Source organism: Vagococcus changpingensis, assembly GCF_058211775.1.
Map to the genome: position 1 here is coordinate 177,704 of NZ_JBYVZB010000003.1, position 13,569 is coordinate 191,272.

Genomic DNA, 13,569 nt, shown 5'->3' on the forward strand with positions numbered 1-13,569 from the left:
TTGGAGGAGTAAATAAAATGAAAAAGTTTGTTAGGGTTGTTTTGTTGGTATGCTTATATACTAACCTCTTTCTATGAAAAAACGATGTCCTTTTTCATGCTTTTTGTGACCTTTTACTTAAGAAAAAGTAAAGAACATCCCACATAAAAAAGCCACTAGTTTTCACTAGTGGCAAAAAGGAGTTATTTATTTACTTTGGAGGAGTAAATAAAATGAAAAAGTTTGTTAGGGTTGTTTTGTTGGTATGCTTATATACTAACCTCTTTCTATGAAAAAACGATGTCCTTTTTCATGCTTTTTGTGACCTTTTACTTAAGAAAAAGTAAAGAACATCCCACATAAAAAAGCCACTAGTTTTTACTAGTGGCAAAAAGGAGTTATTTATTTACTTTGGAGGAGTAAATAAAATGAAAAAGTTTGTTAGGGTTGTTTTGTTGGTATGCTTATATACTAACCTCTTTTTATGAAAAAGCGATGTCCTTTTTTATGCTTTTTGTGACCTTTTACTTAAGAAAAAGTAAAGAACATCCCACATAAAAAAGCCACTAGTTTTTACTAGTGGCAAAAAGGAGTTGTTTATTTACTTTGGAGGAGTAAATAAAATGAAAAAGTTTGTTAGGGTTGTTTTGTTGGTACACTTATATAGTAATATCAAACCATGATAAAACAATGCCTTTTTTTATTAGTTTATTTAAACTTTTACTTAAGAAAATATAAAGATAAATTCCTCTCTACTTTTCTTTATATAACTTAAATCCTGGAATAGTCAGCATGATACATAAACTTACTAAGTAAATAGCCGATAAACACACCACTACAGCTGTTAGGGAATAATTGTCCATTAAAAAGCCAATCACAACAGAAGAAAAACCACCAATTGCGCGACCTAAGTTCATAATCACATTATTAGCTGTCGCACGTATTTCAGTTGGGTAAAGTGAACTGATTATTGCACCGTATCCACCATACATACCATTAATAAAGTAGCCAACTAACATCGTTGACAGCAGTAAACTCCATTGACCTTTTGACAATATAATCAGATAAACTGATAAAGACGAAAAAATCAAAAATAATCCAAAAGATAATTTAGGGCCTAACTTATCCATCACCGTTCCAAATGTTAACATCCCTAAACTCATACCAAAGATAGTACTAATCATCCACAATGACGATCCTGATACAGACAAGCCTAGTTGTATTTGCATAATAGATGGTAACCAGTTCATCAACCCGAAATATCCCGCAATTTGGACCGTTACCATTAAAGTTAGTCCCACTGTTTGCCAAGTCGTTTGAGCGTCTTTAAATAATAAAGATAATGTTGGTTTTTCACCACTTTCTTGACGTTCTTTAAAACTTTCTGGCTCTGTTAGCCCTCTTCGAATAAACAAGACAAAAAATATTGGTAAAACACCTATAACATACAACATCTTCCAACCTAGTACAGGAATAATCAATGAGGCTAAAATAGCCGCAACAATTGCTCCTACTTGTCCACCAATCGCAACTACCGACGTTGCTCTTGCTAAGTTTTTCTTTGAAAATGTTTCTGAAACAAGTGACATACATGCCCCATACTCTCCACCTGCTCCCACACCTGCAATAAAACGGAATAAATAAACCAAATAAATATTTGAAGCAAAAAACATCAACAATGATGCCATAGAAAAAGTAACAACTGTATATGAAAAGACTTTAACTCTTCCTATTTTATCGGCTAAAAGGCCAAAAAAAATACCACCTGCCAACATGCCCAAATTAGTAATAGTGGAAATAAATCCCGCTTGAGCACTTGTAACCTGTAGTGATGAAATAATAGATGATAATGAAAATGCTAAAAACATGATATCCATGTTCTCTAACCCGATACCTGCTGCTGTTGATACTAAAACTTTTCGTTGATACTTAGACACGAACAATCGCTCCTTCTTTTAACCATTTTTACTATTAAATCATAATTATTCACAAAAAGAAAGAAAAATTTTCGTTTTTTATTATTTTGTTTTTTACAGCAATTAAAAAAGACATCAAACACCTCTTATTAGATGTTTGATATCTTTCTAATTATTTGTCATAAATAATCGTTACAGGTCCATCATTTTTTATATCAACTAACATATCCGCTCCAAAAATACCTTCTTTAACTTCTAGTCCTTCTTGACGTAATCGTTTATTAAAGTAATCATAGAGTTTACTTGCCATATTCGGATGACCTGCTTTAGCAAAACTTGGACGATTACCCTTTTTAATATCTGCTAATAAAGTAAACTGTGAAATGGATAAAATGCTACCTTCAATTTGATGGATATCAAGATTCATCTTTCCATCGTCATCTTCAAAAACTCTTAGTTTACTTATTTTTTTTGCCAGATAATCTGCTTCTTCTTTCGTATCTTCTTCTGCAATACCAACTAAAAGCATATATCCTTTTTTGATACTCGCTACTTTTTTGTTATCTATTGAGACACTTGCTTCTGATACACGTTGCAATACTACTCGCATACTGTTCTCACCTACCCTTTTGTTCGCTTCACGCTATGAACGTCTGGTATATTTTTTATCTTATCAACAATTTGTTCTAGATGAGCCAAATTACGAATACTTATTGTTAAATGGATGACACCCATTTTATTCTTAGCTGTCTTTGCTTCCACACTCATCAGTTTTTTAGTATTAGCATTCACAACGAGTAGCACATCATTTAATAATCCTGAGCGATTGTAGCCGTAAATTTCTAAATCAGCATTGTACTCCGTTTCACTATTGGCTGCTGTATCTTCCCACTCAACTTCAATTTGACGCTCTTTTACTTCAGGAGAACTATTCATATTTGGGCAATCCTTACGGTGAATAGACACACCCCGACCTTTTGTAATGTAACCAACAATTTCATCACCTGGTACAGGATTACAACAACGACTAATTCGGACTAATAAATTATCCGCACCCTGAATAACGACGCCACCTTCATGGCGAATTTTCATTCGATTAGCTTCTTTTTTCTGTGCAGATTGTTTCATTAATTCTTCGTTTTCTTCTTGTTGCTTTTTAATGCCTCGTTCTTTACGTTCTTTTTCTGTTAGACGATTAAACACAACTTGTGCGGTGATTTCACCAAAACCAACAGCCGCATACAAATCATCTAATTGCTGGAATGCAAATTTTTCTAATGCATCATCAACTTTTTCTTTTGTTAAAAAATCTTTGGCGACAAAATCATTGTCTTCAAACATTTTTTCAAGTTGATGTTTTCCTTTATCAATGTTTTCTTCTCTATCACGAATTTTGAAGAATCGTTTGATTTTATTTCTGGCTTTACTTGTCACCACCATATTAACCCAATCTTGACTAGGTCCAAATGAATTTTGAGAAGTTAAGACCTCAATGATGTCCCCGTTTTTTAGCTTATAATCAAGTGGAACCATCTTACCATTAACTTTTGCACCTGTAGTCTTATTTCCGACTTCAGTATGGATATTATAAGCAAAATCAAGGGGGCCTGAGCCTTTCGGTAATTCCGTTACGTCTCCTTTTGGTGTGAACACGTATACTTTATCACTAAAGATTTCACCTTTAACATTAGCCATAAACTCAGAGGCATCATAATTTTCATCTTGTAACTCAATGATTTCACGAAGTAGACTAATTTGGTTAGCATTATTATCCGTTTGTTGCTCTGTTTTTCCTTCTTTATACGCCCAATGAGCTGCTACCCCAAACTCGGCAATTTGATGCATCTCATGCGTTCTAATTTGAATTTCAATTGGACTACCATTAGGTCCAATAATTGTGGTATGGAGTGATTGGTACATATTTGTCTTAGGTACTGCAATATAATCTTTAAATCGTCCAGGAAGTGGTTTCCACTTTGTATGAATTGCGCCTAAAACAGCATAACAATCTTTAATTGAATCAACAATCACACGAATAGCTAATAAATCATAAATTTCAGAGAATTCTTTTTTCTTATCATGCATTTTACAATAAATTGAATAGATATGTTTTGGACGACCATAAATTTCACCGTAAATTCCCAACTCTTCTGTCGCTTCTCTAATCTCTTCTACTGCTTGAGCGACATATTGTTCTCGTTCACCACGTTTTGATTTCATCAAGTGAACAATGCGATAATATTGACGAGGATTCAAATAATGAAGAGAGCGATCTTCAAGCTCCCACTTAATCAAACTAATCCCCAATCGATGAGCTAAGGGAGCATAGATTTCCAAGGTTTCCTTTGCAATACGTCGTTGTTTGTCTTCTCTTAAATGATTCAGTGTTCGCATATTATGAACTCTATCTGCTAGTTTCACCATAATCACACGCAAGTCTTGTGACATGGCTAATAACATTTTACGATGATTTTCAGCGAGTTGTTCTTCATGTGATTTGTATTTAATTTTCCCAAGTTTTGTCACACCATCTACTAGCATGGCAACGTCTGGACCAAATTCTTTTTCCAAGTCTTCTAACGTAACATCTGTGTCTTCCACCACATCATGTAGAAACCCTGTGGCAACAGTATGAGGATCCATGTTTAATTCAGCCAAAATCCCTGCTACTTGGATGGGATGAATAATATATGGCTCCCCTGATTTTCTAAATTGTTCTTTATGTGCTTCTCTTGCGTAATCACTTGCTTTCTCAACAAATGCAACATGCTGAGGGTTCATATAAGTCGATACCATTTTTATTACTTCTTCAGCGGTCAAATCTTTTTCTTTTGGCATATTTTCCCCTCCTTATGAAAAAAAAGTACCACAATAGTACTTTTTAACTTAATTCTATTACTCTTATTATAACGCACTTAATTCACTATTTTCAATTTATCGTAATTTTTTTATTTGTTTATCCTTCACATAGTTCCCATTGATAACTCATAGCTGATAACGCGTAAAGTGGTGCTGTTTCAGCTCGTAAAATACGTGGCCCTAACGCACAACTTTTAACGTCATACTCTTCTAATATCTTAATCTCTTCTAGTGTTAAACCACCTTCTGGACCAAAAATAATCAGTAAAGACTCACCAGGGTTACAAGCCGATAATGTGGTAGCAAACTGGCTTTTCTCACCTTGCTTACTAGACTCTTCATAAGCCACTAAACAATGAGTGAAGCCCTTTGATTTTTCCAATAACTCTTTAAAAGAACGATATAGTTGGATATCAGGCACAACTTGTCTATGGGATTGTTCAGACGCTTCTTTTACGATTTTTTCCAATCGTTGCGTTTTCTTAATTCGTTTTTTCTCATCCCATTTGACGACAGACGTTTTTGAAGGAAAACCGATTAATTCATTCATGCCAAGCTCCGTACCTTTTTGTGCGACTAATTCTAGTTTATCGCCTTTAGTATACCCACAAGCGATTGTCACATTGACTGGCATCTCTTTTTTCATCTCTTCTTTTGAGACTTCACTAAATATAATCGTAGACTCTTCTATAGACACAATGATTGCTTTGATGGCCACTTGGTTTTGAAAGACTAAAAAGCATTCATCATCTACTGTCATACGCATCACATGTTTCGCATGATGAAAATCATCTCCAACTAATTCAAACGTTTCTTGTCCCTCATAATCATATGGCAAAAAATAACGTTGCATGTTTAATCCTCCAATTGTTTTTTAACAATGATGGCATACCAATCTTTTTGTTTAAATAATTGATCCACAATAAACTTTTCTTTTTCTAATTCTTCTAAAATCATTGGTACCTTGTCTTCAATAATTCCTGAAATAATCAGTGTTCCGTCATCTTTCAGGCAACGATGCGCATCTTTTAACATCAGCACAATAATGTCAGCCAAAATATTTGCCACAATGACATCCGCTTTTTTATCAACACCATTTAATAAGTCATTAGCCGAAACATGTACGTCTTTTGCAATAGGATTTAATGCCATATTTTCTTTTGCAGAATTAACCGCAACCTCATCTAAATCATAAGCAAACACATCTTTTGCTCCTAGAAACTTACTCGCAATACTTAATACGCCAGATCCTGTCCCCACATCTAATATCATTTCTCCCCCCCGAAGAGTCACTTCAAGCGCTTGTAACGTCAAACGTGTGGTTGGGTGTGTTCCTGTTCCAAATGCCATCCCTGGATCAAGATAAATGATATGTTCATCAGGATTGTTTGGTGTATACTCTTGCCACTCAGGGACGATCGTTAAATAACGACTAATATTTACTGGATGATAATATTTTTTCCAAGCAGTCGCCCAATCACTTTCTTCTACTTCAGAAGCTGTGATGCTATATTCACCAATATCTAACCCAAAAGAAGCTAGTTCTTCTACTTTTGGTTGAATACTAGGAATAATTTCTGGTAAAAATAACGTTTCTGGGAAATAAGCAATCACTTCTGCCCCTTCTTTTCGATGAGAAAACGTCTCCTTATCTAGAATCACACCAAAAGGGTCACTCTCAAAATTTACTAAGTCCATCGCGTCTTCTATCGCAACACCATTAGCTCCTGCTTCCATTAAAATACTTGATACTGCTTCTACTGCCTCACTGGAAGTAATAACAGATAATTGATTCCACTTCATTGTCTAATCTCCCTTTTAATACTTTGGATAAGCTACCATAGCTGTCTCGTCATTATTTTTTTTCATCTCTTCAAATGCCTCATCATTCCACACTAATTCAAATGTTTCAATGGTTTCATCATTTAAAAAGTCTAGTAAATCATCTTGTCCATTCACTAACACTTCTGCCAAATAGTTTGCTAACGCTGTGATATCTCCTTTTGTCATCCCTTTTTTACGATTAAATGGAATCATAGCTAAATACTCTAACTCATCAGGTACTTCTTTATCATCAGCATATAATACTAAGCTGTCTTCAAATTCAATCACTTCTTCTTCAGATTGTGTTCCTTCTTCATCTTCAATGACATCATTTAATTTGTTTTCAGCAAATAATACGATAGATACTTCAATTCGGTGTTGTCTGACATCCCAATCAATAGCAAAGTCAAATTCTTCTAAGACTTTTTCAAGTTGTTTTTCTAATTCTGTTAACATATTGTCTTTCATTTTTTCACACACTTACACTTTCTTTGTATTGTCTCTCCTATCATACAAAAGTTGGTAGCATTTGCCAATACTAAACCTATGTTATAATGAGTTTATTAAAGGGGGAAGACAGATGAATAAACCTCTCGCTTATCGTATGAGACCAAAAACAATTGATGAGGTTGTTGGCCAAACCCATTTAGTTGGTGAAGGAAAAATCATTCGCCGCATGGTTGATGCTAAACAATTATCTTCTATGATTTTATATGGCCCACCTGGAACTGGAAAAACAAGTATTGCTAGTGCGATTGCGGGCTCAACTCACTATGCTTTTCGTATGCTAAATGCTGCAACCGATAGTAAAAAGGATTTACAAATTGTTGTAGAAGAAGCCAAAATGAGTGGAACACTTATCTTGTTACTAGATGAAGTTCATCGACTTGATAAACCAAAACAAGATTTTTTATTGACTCATCTAGAAAATGGTCGGGTTATTTTAATTGGTGCGACAACTGAAAATCCCTATATTTCAATTAATCCAGCTATTCGAAGTCGAACACAAATTTTTGAAGTCAAACCTCTCAATGAAGAGGATATCAAACAAGCGATTGAACGAGCCTTAACAGACAGTCAAAATGGTTTAGGTGATTTGGATGTGACAGTGACTGATGAAGCCATGACACATTTAACACGTGCAACAAATGGTGATTTAAGAAGTGCGCTAAACGGTTTGGAACTTGCTGTAAAATCTACTAAATCTAATGATAAAGGAAAAATAGTTATTACATTAGAAGTGATAGAAGAATGTGTGCAACGAAAATCTCTCACGCATGATAAAGATGGAGATGCTCATTATAATGTGATTTCCGCCTTTCAAAAAAGTATTCGTGGAAGTGATGTGGATGCTGCCTTACACTATATGGCAAGACTAGTCGAAGCTGGGGATATGATGTCGATTTGTAGACGACTTATGGTGATTGCGTACGAAGACATTGGTCTAGCTAATCCAGGAGCTTGTGCAAGGACTGTGTCTGCTGTTCAAGCAGCTGAAAAATTAGGGTTTCCTGAAGCTCGTATTCCACTTGCTAATGCTGTGATTGATTTGTGTTTATCACCAAAATCAAATTCAAGTATTGTCGCCATTGATAACGCATTAAGTGACATCAGACAAGGAAATACAGGAGACGTGCCTGATCATTTGAAAGACTCACACTACAAAGGTGCTGAAAAACTAAATCGAGGTGTTGATTACAAATACCCACACAGTTTTGATAATCATTGGGTTAAACAACAATACTTACCAGATAAAATAAAATATGCCACTTACTACGAACCTGTTCAAACAGGGAAATACGAAATGGCTTTAGGAAAACAATGGGAATGGCTAACTTCACAAAAGAAACGTCAGCCCTAACAATTGAAGAATCTAATTTCCTGTGATATTATATAACTATAATATCTGTGATGTACGCAGTATCCCCATTAGTGTTGACCGAACAAATCGTTTTACTTTGGGAATCAACGAGTATTTATTAAAAACAGGCCTTTTCATTTGGTAGTTTGAGATATTTACAGCGATTCCCACCTGCATTTTTTAGCGGGTTCAACCATCAGGGATACAAAACGGCATCGACGGATATTTTTTTGCGTTTAAAATGAAAAGGTTGTGATACGTTGTATAAATTTATCCTTATAATTTTTGCTTTTATTTTATGTATAATCAGTTATTTTTTATCAAAAAAACAAAAGGCTTTGTTAGTTGTCTTTACAGAAAAAAATCAACCAATATTAAAAAAATTTTCAATATCACTTCTTTTATTAGCAATTATTGGCATAATTATTGGATTATTTTTTGCAACAAAGTTAACTAGCTTAGTTTTCATCATTATTGTACTTTGCGTATCGGCTGTATTTAGTGTAATATTATCTCAAAACATTCACTAAGGGGAGTATGGATTATCATGCAAAAAGAATACAAAAAAATATTGGTCGCAATGGATGGATCAAAAGAATCAGAACGTGCACTAAAAAAAGCAGTGCATGTAGCCAAACGAAACGATGCCACCCTTTATATCGCTCATATTGTTGATATGCGCGCATTTGAGACTGTTTCATCTTATGACGAGACACTTGCAACAAATGCTAAAAAAGAGGCTGATGAAGCCTTAAAACAATATATTGAGTATGCTCATGAGCATAATTTTGACAAAGTGGAAACAGTGATTCGCATCGGTGTGCCCAAAATCGTCCTATCAGAAGATTTACCAAAAGAATTAGGAATCGACTTAATTATGCTAGGAGCGACTGGGTTAAATGCTATGGAGAGAATTTTACTTGGCTCTGTATCAAGTTACGTCTCTATACATGCCAAAAGTGACGTTTTAGTTGTTCGTACAGATATGGATAATAAAACAATAAAATAAATTAATTAAACAAAAAAGCTGGGATCACCTACTTTAGGATCCCAGCTTTTTTGTTTAATTAATTTATTTTTTTAACGCTTCAACATCTCTAGCAATCATTAATTCTTCATCCGTTGGAATTAAAAATACTTTAACTTTAGAATCATCTGTCGAAATAACACGTTCTTCCCCACGAATATTATTTTTATCAGCATCGATTTCACAGCCGAAAACACTTAAGCCGTCAATAATATTTTTACGAATTTCGATAGCATTTTCACCAATACCTGCTGTGAAGACAATAGCGTCAACACCATTCATTGTTGCAACATAACTACCAATATATTTACGGATACGGTCTTCAAAAATTTCAATCGCTACTTTAGCTTCTTCTGTTTCAGATTGTTGTAAGTCACGCATGTCACTTGAAATACCTGATAAACCTAATAAACCAGATTTTTTGTTTAAAATCTCAACCATTTCTTTAATATCAGTAATGTTTAATTTACCCATTAAATATTGTAATAAAGACGCATCAATATCACCTGAACGAGTTCCCATTGTTACACCAGCTAGTGGAGTGAATCCCATTGATGTATCAATTGATTTACCACCATCAACTGCTGTAATAGATGCACCGTTGCCTAAATGACAGGTAATAATTTTTGTTTCTTCAATTGGTTTGCCTAACATATCTGCCGCACGTTCTGCTACATAACGGTGACTAGTTCCATGGGCACCATATTTTCTAGCTCCATATTTTTCATAGTATTCTGTTGGAATGCTATATAAATAGTTTACTTTAGGCATTGTTGTATGGAATGATGTATCGAATACTCCAACATTTAATGTGTTTGGTAATAATTTTTGGAATACACGAATAACCTTTGCTTCTGCTGGATTGTGCAATGGAGCAAACTCTGCTAAATCATCTACTAAAGCAAGAGCTTCATCATCAATAATTGCTGACTGTTTAAAGTGCTCTCCACCTGCTACAATACGATGTCCTGCACCGGTAATTTCTTCAAATGAGTCAATAATATTTAATTCAGTTAATTGTTCTAATAACATATTAATAGCAATTTCATGATCTTCAATATCTTTAATCACTTCATATTTTTTATCTTCACCATATTTAATCGTAAAAATTGAATCATTTAATCCAATTCTTTCCACAATTCCTTTAGCGATAACTGTTTCTTCCGGCATTGTATATAATTGCCATTTTAAACTTGAACTTCCAGCATTAATTGCGATTGTTTTTGACATGTTTATTTTCTCCTCTATTTTATATTCGATTCGCACCATTGACGAAACTGATTGACAAAGTTTAATACACTTTTATTTTCCTTTAAAGATGGTAACTCTGCTAGTAATACCTCTTGGGCTTGCTTAGCTTTATTTCCTTTGTTTTGGACAAGTACAATCGATTTTCCTAAACTTTTTTGACTAAAAAGAGTTTTTGGTAACTGTAATATACCTTGCAGATAAACTTCTTCAACTAACCATTTTTTAAGAGAATCAGCTTGTTCAGTTTCTAGGAAATTATTTGGCACTAAGAATAGGCCAAAGCCGTCCTCTTTCACATACTTCATACTCTGTTCCATTAATAAATGATGTGCATAACTGTGTTCAGTAGCAAAAGATGTCATGAAGTCTTTTGCTACATCATCTTTTGGGTAATACCCAATCGGTAAATCAGCAACTGCTACATCTAATGGTTCCATAAGCAATGGCTCTAAAGAATCTTGATGAAATAACTCTGCTTCTAATCCTAACCAATTTTTATTCACAGCAGCTACTTCTAATAATAACTCATCGATATCAACACCAATTCCTTTAATATTAGTATAACCGGCTACGCTTAAATTGCTTAAAATTGTATAAAGTAGATTACCCATACCAACAGACAAGTCCCCAACAACCATATCGTCTTGCTTATCTTTCATCAATTGTTCAATCATATAAACAAATAAAAAGCCAATACCATCTGGTGTTAGTTGATGATTTGCTTGAAGTGGTTCCACTTTTAATCCACTAAGTAATGTTAACTGAGTGATTTTTCTCTTTTCTTCAGTTGACAACGTCATGCCTAATAACTCTTGATAATACGCTTCAAGCTGTTTAACTGCTACTTGATTTGGAACATTATCAATAACACGAACGCTACCACCATCCAATAAATTCTCTCCGTTTTCGACATAAGCATCAAAAAAAGATGTATCCAGTTCTTGCTGAAGCAATTTCACAGATTCATGCATATTTTTAAAGCCCATCTCCACATTCGTTTGAGACAATTGTGTCACCTCTTCCTTGTCTTAATTCACAAATCCCTTACTTTCCTATTCTATCGAAAGCACTTGGATATTTCAAGGTATTAAAACTGAAAATGATAGGGTTTTTTGGAAGTTTTGATAACCTTTACTTAATCTTTACAAAAACCTGTCGTTTAAAACCTGTATTTAAATCAATAAAAATAGTAACATACGCACCATACTTACTTTTTTCAAGTTGCACTGTTCCAATATTATATTCAATTATTTTTGATGTATTATCTTCCATTTCTAAAGCGTAATTTCGATATTTTTCTTCTAGAATATCTGCTAAATAAGCATCTGTTGCTTGTTTTATAACAAATTGTTTATGTTGATAATCATCGATAAAATATAATGTCGTTATTGTAAATAATAAAAGGACTGCTAAAAAAGGAAGAGCAATACTTCCTTCTTTATTTTTTAAGAAAGTAAACATATCGCTCCCCCTGTAATGTAATCAGTGTCATCTCAATTAAAGAATCAAGTTCGACAAATGTTGCTGATTTCAAACCAACTATAATAGGCTGAAATCCTGGTTTTTTTCGTAACTTGTCCTCATACATATCAAAAATAATCCGTTCATCTGCTTTTCCATCCACTGCTTTTTTATAAACTAATTCAGTTGGTTTTACTTCTAACAACGTTAAAGACTCAATTTCATGCTCTAACTGTCTCTTACCAATATGTATTTCTAAATATGAAGCATTTTCTTGATAAGCCCATAATTGATTTATTTGTTTAATAAACGGCATTAAAAACAATAACAAACCCACCAGAAGACTTAATGCTATTAAACACTCTAACAAAGTAAAGCCATCATTTAATTCGCATCTAAAATCATTATCTCTAAAATTGTTCCTTCTTTTTCTATAATAAAAGAGTCCTCACTACTTTCTATTAATTGAATCTTTTGTCTAACTGCTTTCTCTTGTAATCCTTGTTCATCAATTTTAGTTTCTATATATTCCCATTCTTTAGCAAAAATCGCTAACTCTAAATATAATTGATTTTGATTTTCTTGTTGCCTTACAAATAATATTATTTGTATCATAAACAAAATACCAACTGTTAATATAAATAAAGCTAACAAACTCTCGAATAATAAAAAGCCATCATTGCCTTTCCACATATTTAAACACCTTACTACTTCCTAATTGAACAATATAGTCAATCTTTGTTTGTGTTGATTGATCAAAAAAAGTGAACGTTTCCAATTTACTAGGACTTGCTGTTCCAGCTTGTAACTCAAGAGAACTTTCTCTCATAATGAGTAATGGTTTCTCTATGTAAAGAAACTCTTCCTTCTTTTGGCCTTTTAATGTGTAATTAAATATGATTCTCTGTGAATCTTTATCTGCAAATATTTTACTACTTTCCTTTTCTATCACTGCACTATGCTGACTTTTTTCATATAGTCTTTCAAACATTATTAATTGTGAAGCAATCGTCTTTTGTTCTTTCCACTTTTCTATTTTGATAATTGGTAGTAATCCAAAAATACTGATAATAAGCAACACACATAGGCATTCCCATAAAGTAAACCCATCATTACTCAACTTTAATGCCTATTTTTTCTGCCTTATCTTTTTGGTCTTTTGAAATATACCCACCTTGTACTAACTCATTTAAGTCTTTTGGTCTTTCATTATTATCTAAATAATACATTTCTGTTTGCGTTTGAATGACTTTACTTAAAGCATCATCACCTTGTTTATTAATACTAGCTTGTTGTTTAGAAAGATTTGGTACAAATAAAATAATTAATACAGCAATAACTAGTAATACGATCAACATTTCCAGTAACGTAAATCCATCATTCTTCTTTTT

14 protein-coding genes, 1 other RNA gene and 1 pseudogene are annotated in these 13,569 nt (G+C 33.6%); 3 read left to right on the forward strand and 13 right to left on the reverse strand.

From position 1 onward, the window contains the following. Nucleotides 1–731 precede the first annotated feature (731 nt). The 6 genes from AC37UB_RS07350 to AC37UB_RS07375 form a co-directional block, all read right to left on the reverse strand. Nucleotides 732–1,916: an MFS transporter gene (locus AC37UB_RS07350; RefSeq protein WP_117973334.1), complete on the reverse strand. Its 1,185-nt coding sequence runs from the start codon at nucleotides 1,914–1,916 to the stop codon at nucleotides 732–734. 151 nt (nucleotides 1,917–2,067) lie between these two features. After that, complete coding sequence (gene dtd, locus AC37UB_RS07355) at nucleotides 2,068–2,505, reverse strand: D-aminoacyl-tRNA deacylase (RefSeq protein ID WP_117973335.1); 438 nt, start codon at nucleotides 2,503–2,505, stop codon at nucleotides 2,068–2,070. Nucleotides 2,506–2,516: 11 nt separating this feature from the next. Further along, a complete protein-coding gene (locus tag AC37UB_RS07360; protein WP_241699475.1) occupies nucleotides 2,517–4,733 on the reverse strand; it encodes a RelA/SpoT family protein in 2,217 nt (738 codons plus the stop codon). Nucleotides 4,734–4,851: 118 nt separating this feature from the next. After that, on the reverse strand, nucleotides 4,852–5,607 hold the full coding sequence (locus AC37UB_RS07365) for a 16S rRNA (uracil(1498)-N(3))-methyltransferase (RefSeq protein WP_490685534.1): 756 nt from the start codon (nucleotides 5,605–5,607) through the stop codon (nucleotides 4,852–4,854). Nucleotides 5,608–5,609: 2 nt separating this feature from the next. After that, nucleotides 5,610–6,557, reverse strand: a complete 948-nt coding sequence (gene prmA / locus AC37UB_RS07370) for a 50S ribosomal protein L11 methyltransferase (RefSeq protein ID WP_490685535.1) — start codon at nucleotides 6,555–6,557, stop codon at nucleotides 5,610–5,612. A gap of 15 nt (nucleotides 6,558–6,572) precedes the next feature. Further along, on the reverse strand, nucleotides 6,573–7,046 hold the full coding sequence (locus tag AC37UB_RS07375) for a DUF3013 family protein (protein WP_117973339.1): 474 nt from the start codon (nucleotides 7,044–7,046) through the stop codon (nucleotides 6,573–6,575). Nucleotides 7,047–7,158: 112 nt separating this feature from the next. Between AC37UB_RS07375 and AC37UB_RS07380 the strand changes: the two genes are divergently transcribed. From AC37UB_RS07380 to AC37UB_RS07390, 3 genes are all read left to right on the forward strand, one after another. Beyond that, nucleotides 7,159–8,439, forward strand: coding sequence for a replication-associated recombination protein A (locus AC37UB_RS07380; RefSeq protein ID WP_490685536.1), 1,281 nt, complete (start codon nucleotides 7,159–7,161; stop codon nucleotides 8,437–8,439). Between the two features lie 39 nt (nucleotides 8,440–8,478). Next, a non-coding RNA gene (gene ssrS / locus AC37UB_RS07385) (6S RNA) lies at nucleotides 8,479–8,668 on the forward strand. A 318-nt stretch (nucleotides 8,669–8,986) separates the two neighbouring features. Continuing rightward, nucleotides 8,987–9,448 (forward strand): universal stress protein, encoded by a 462-nt coding sequence (locus AC37UB_RS07390; RefSeq protein WP_117973342.1) that lies wholly within the window; start codon nucleotides 8,987–8,989, stop codon nucleotides 9,446–9,448. Between the two features lie 63 nt (nucleotides 9,449–9,511). On the opposite strand, the gene AC37UB_RS07395 is transcribed toward AC37UB_RS07390, so the two are convergent. The 7 genes and pseudogenes from AC37UB_RS07395 to comGC all read right to left on the reverse strand — a co-directional run bounded on the left by AC37UB_RS07395 (nucleotide 9,512) and on the right by comGC (nucleotide 13,536). Continuing rightward, entirely contained in the window at nucleotides 9,512–10,696 is a 1,185-nt protein-coding gene (locus AC37UB_RS07395) for an acetate/propionate family kinase (RefSeq protein WP_117973343.1), read from the reverse strand. 14 nt (nucleotides 10,697–10,710) lie between these two features. Further along, complete coding sequence (locus AC37UB_RS07400; protein WP_370448238.1) at nucleotides 10,711–11,724, reverse strand: class I SAM-dependent methyltransferase; 1,014 nt, start codon at nucleotides 11,722–11,724, stop codon at nucleotides 10,711–10,713. 124 nt (nucleotides 11,725–11,848) lie between these two features. After that, nucleotides 11,849–12,178 (reverse strand): hypothetical protein, encoded by a 330-nt coding sequence (locus AC37UB_RS07405; protein ID WP_117973344.1) that lies wholly within the window; start codon nucleotides 12,176–12,178, stop codon nucleotides 11,849–11,851. Further along, nucleotides 12,156–12,554 (reverse strand): annotated as a pseudogene (locus AC37UB_RS07410) (competence type IV pilus minor pilin ComGF); the annotation flags it as partial. The pseudogene AC37UB_RS07410 and the gene AC37UB_RS07405, both read right to left, overlap by 23 nt. A gap of 8 nt (nucleotides 12,555–12,562) precedes the next feature. Further along, nucleotides 12,563–12,871: a hypothetical protein gene (locus AC37UB_RS07415; protein ID WP_242093797.1), complete on the reverse strand. Its 309-nt coding sequence runs from the start codon at nucleotides 12,869–12,871 to the stop codon at nucleotides 12,563–12,565. Beyond that, a complete protein-coding gene (locus tag AC37UB_RS07420; protein ID WP_117973347.1) occupies nucleotides 12,855–13,298 on the reverse strand; it encodes a type II secretion system protein in 444 nt (147 codons plus the stop codon). Before AC37UB_RS07420 ends, AC37UB_RS07415 begins: the two co-directional genes overlap by 17 nt. Further along, nucleotides 13,291–13,536: a competence type IV pilus major pilin ComGC gene (comGC, locus tag AC37UB_RS07425; RefSeq protein WP_117973437.1), complete on the reverse strand. Its 246-nt coding sequence runs from the start codon at nucleotides 13,534–13,536 to the stop codon at nucleotides 13,291–13,293. The genes AC37UB_RS07420 and comGC overlap by 8 nt, the downstream gene beginning before the upstream one ends. Nucleotides 13,537–13,569: the final 33 nt, after the last annotated feature.

What these genes read in the sequence shown, in the direction of transcription:
- dtd (WP_117973335.1), bottom strand. Translation starts at nt 2,505, where the DNA reads ATGCGAGTAGTATTGCAACGTGTATCAGAAGCAAGTGTCTCAATAGAT.
- AC37UB_RS07360 (WP_241699475.1), bottom strand. Translation starts at nt 4,733, where the DNA reads ATGCCAAAAGAAAAAGATTTGACCGCTGAAGAAGTAATAAAAATGGTA.
- AC37UB_RS07365 (WP_490685534.1), bottom strand. Translation starts at nt 5,607, where the DNA reads ATGCAACGTTATTTTTTGCCATATGATTATGAGGGACAAGAAACGTTT.
- prmA (WP_490685535.1), bottom strand. Translation starts at nt 6,557, where the DNA reads ATGAAGTGGAATCAATTATCTGTTATTACTTCCAGTGAGGCAGTAGAA.
- AC37UB_RS07375 (WP_117973339.1), bottom strand. Translation starts at nt 7,046, where the DNA reads ATGAAAGACAATATGTTAACAGAATTAGAAAAACAACTTGAAAAAGTC.
- AC37UB_RS07380 (WP_490685536.1), top strand. Translation starts at nt 7,159, where the DNA reads ATGAATAAACCTCTCGCTTATCGTATGAGACCAAAAACAATTGATGAG.
- AC37UB_RS07390 (WP_117973342.1), top strand. Translation starts at nt 8,987, where the DNA reads ATGCAAAAAGAATACAAAAAAATATTGGTCGCAATGGATGGATCAAAA.
- AC37UB_RS07395 (WP_117973343.1), bottom strand. Translation starts at nt 10,696, where the DNA reads ATGTCAAAAACAATCGCAATTAATGCTGGAAGTTCAAGTTTAAAATGG.
- AC37UB_RS07405 (WP_117973344.1), bottom strand. Translation starts at nt 12,178, where the DNA reads ATGTTTACTTTCTTAAAAAATAAAGAAGGAAGTATTGCTCTTCCTTTT.
- AC37UB_RS07415 (WP_242093797.1), bottom strand. Translation starts at nt 12,871, where the DNA reads ATGTGGAAAGGCAATGATGGCTTTTTATTATTCGAGAGTTTGTTAGCT.
- comGC (WP_117973437.1), bottom strand. Translation starts at nt 13,536, where the DNA reads ATGTTGATCGTATTACTAGTTATTGCTGTATTAATTATTTTATTTGTA.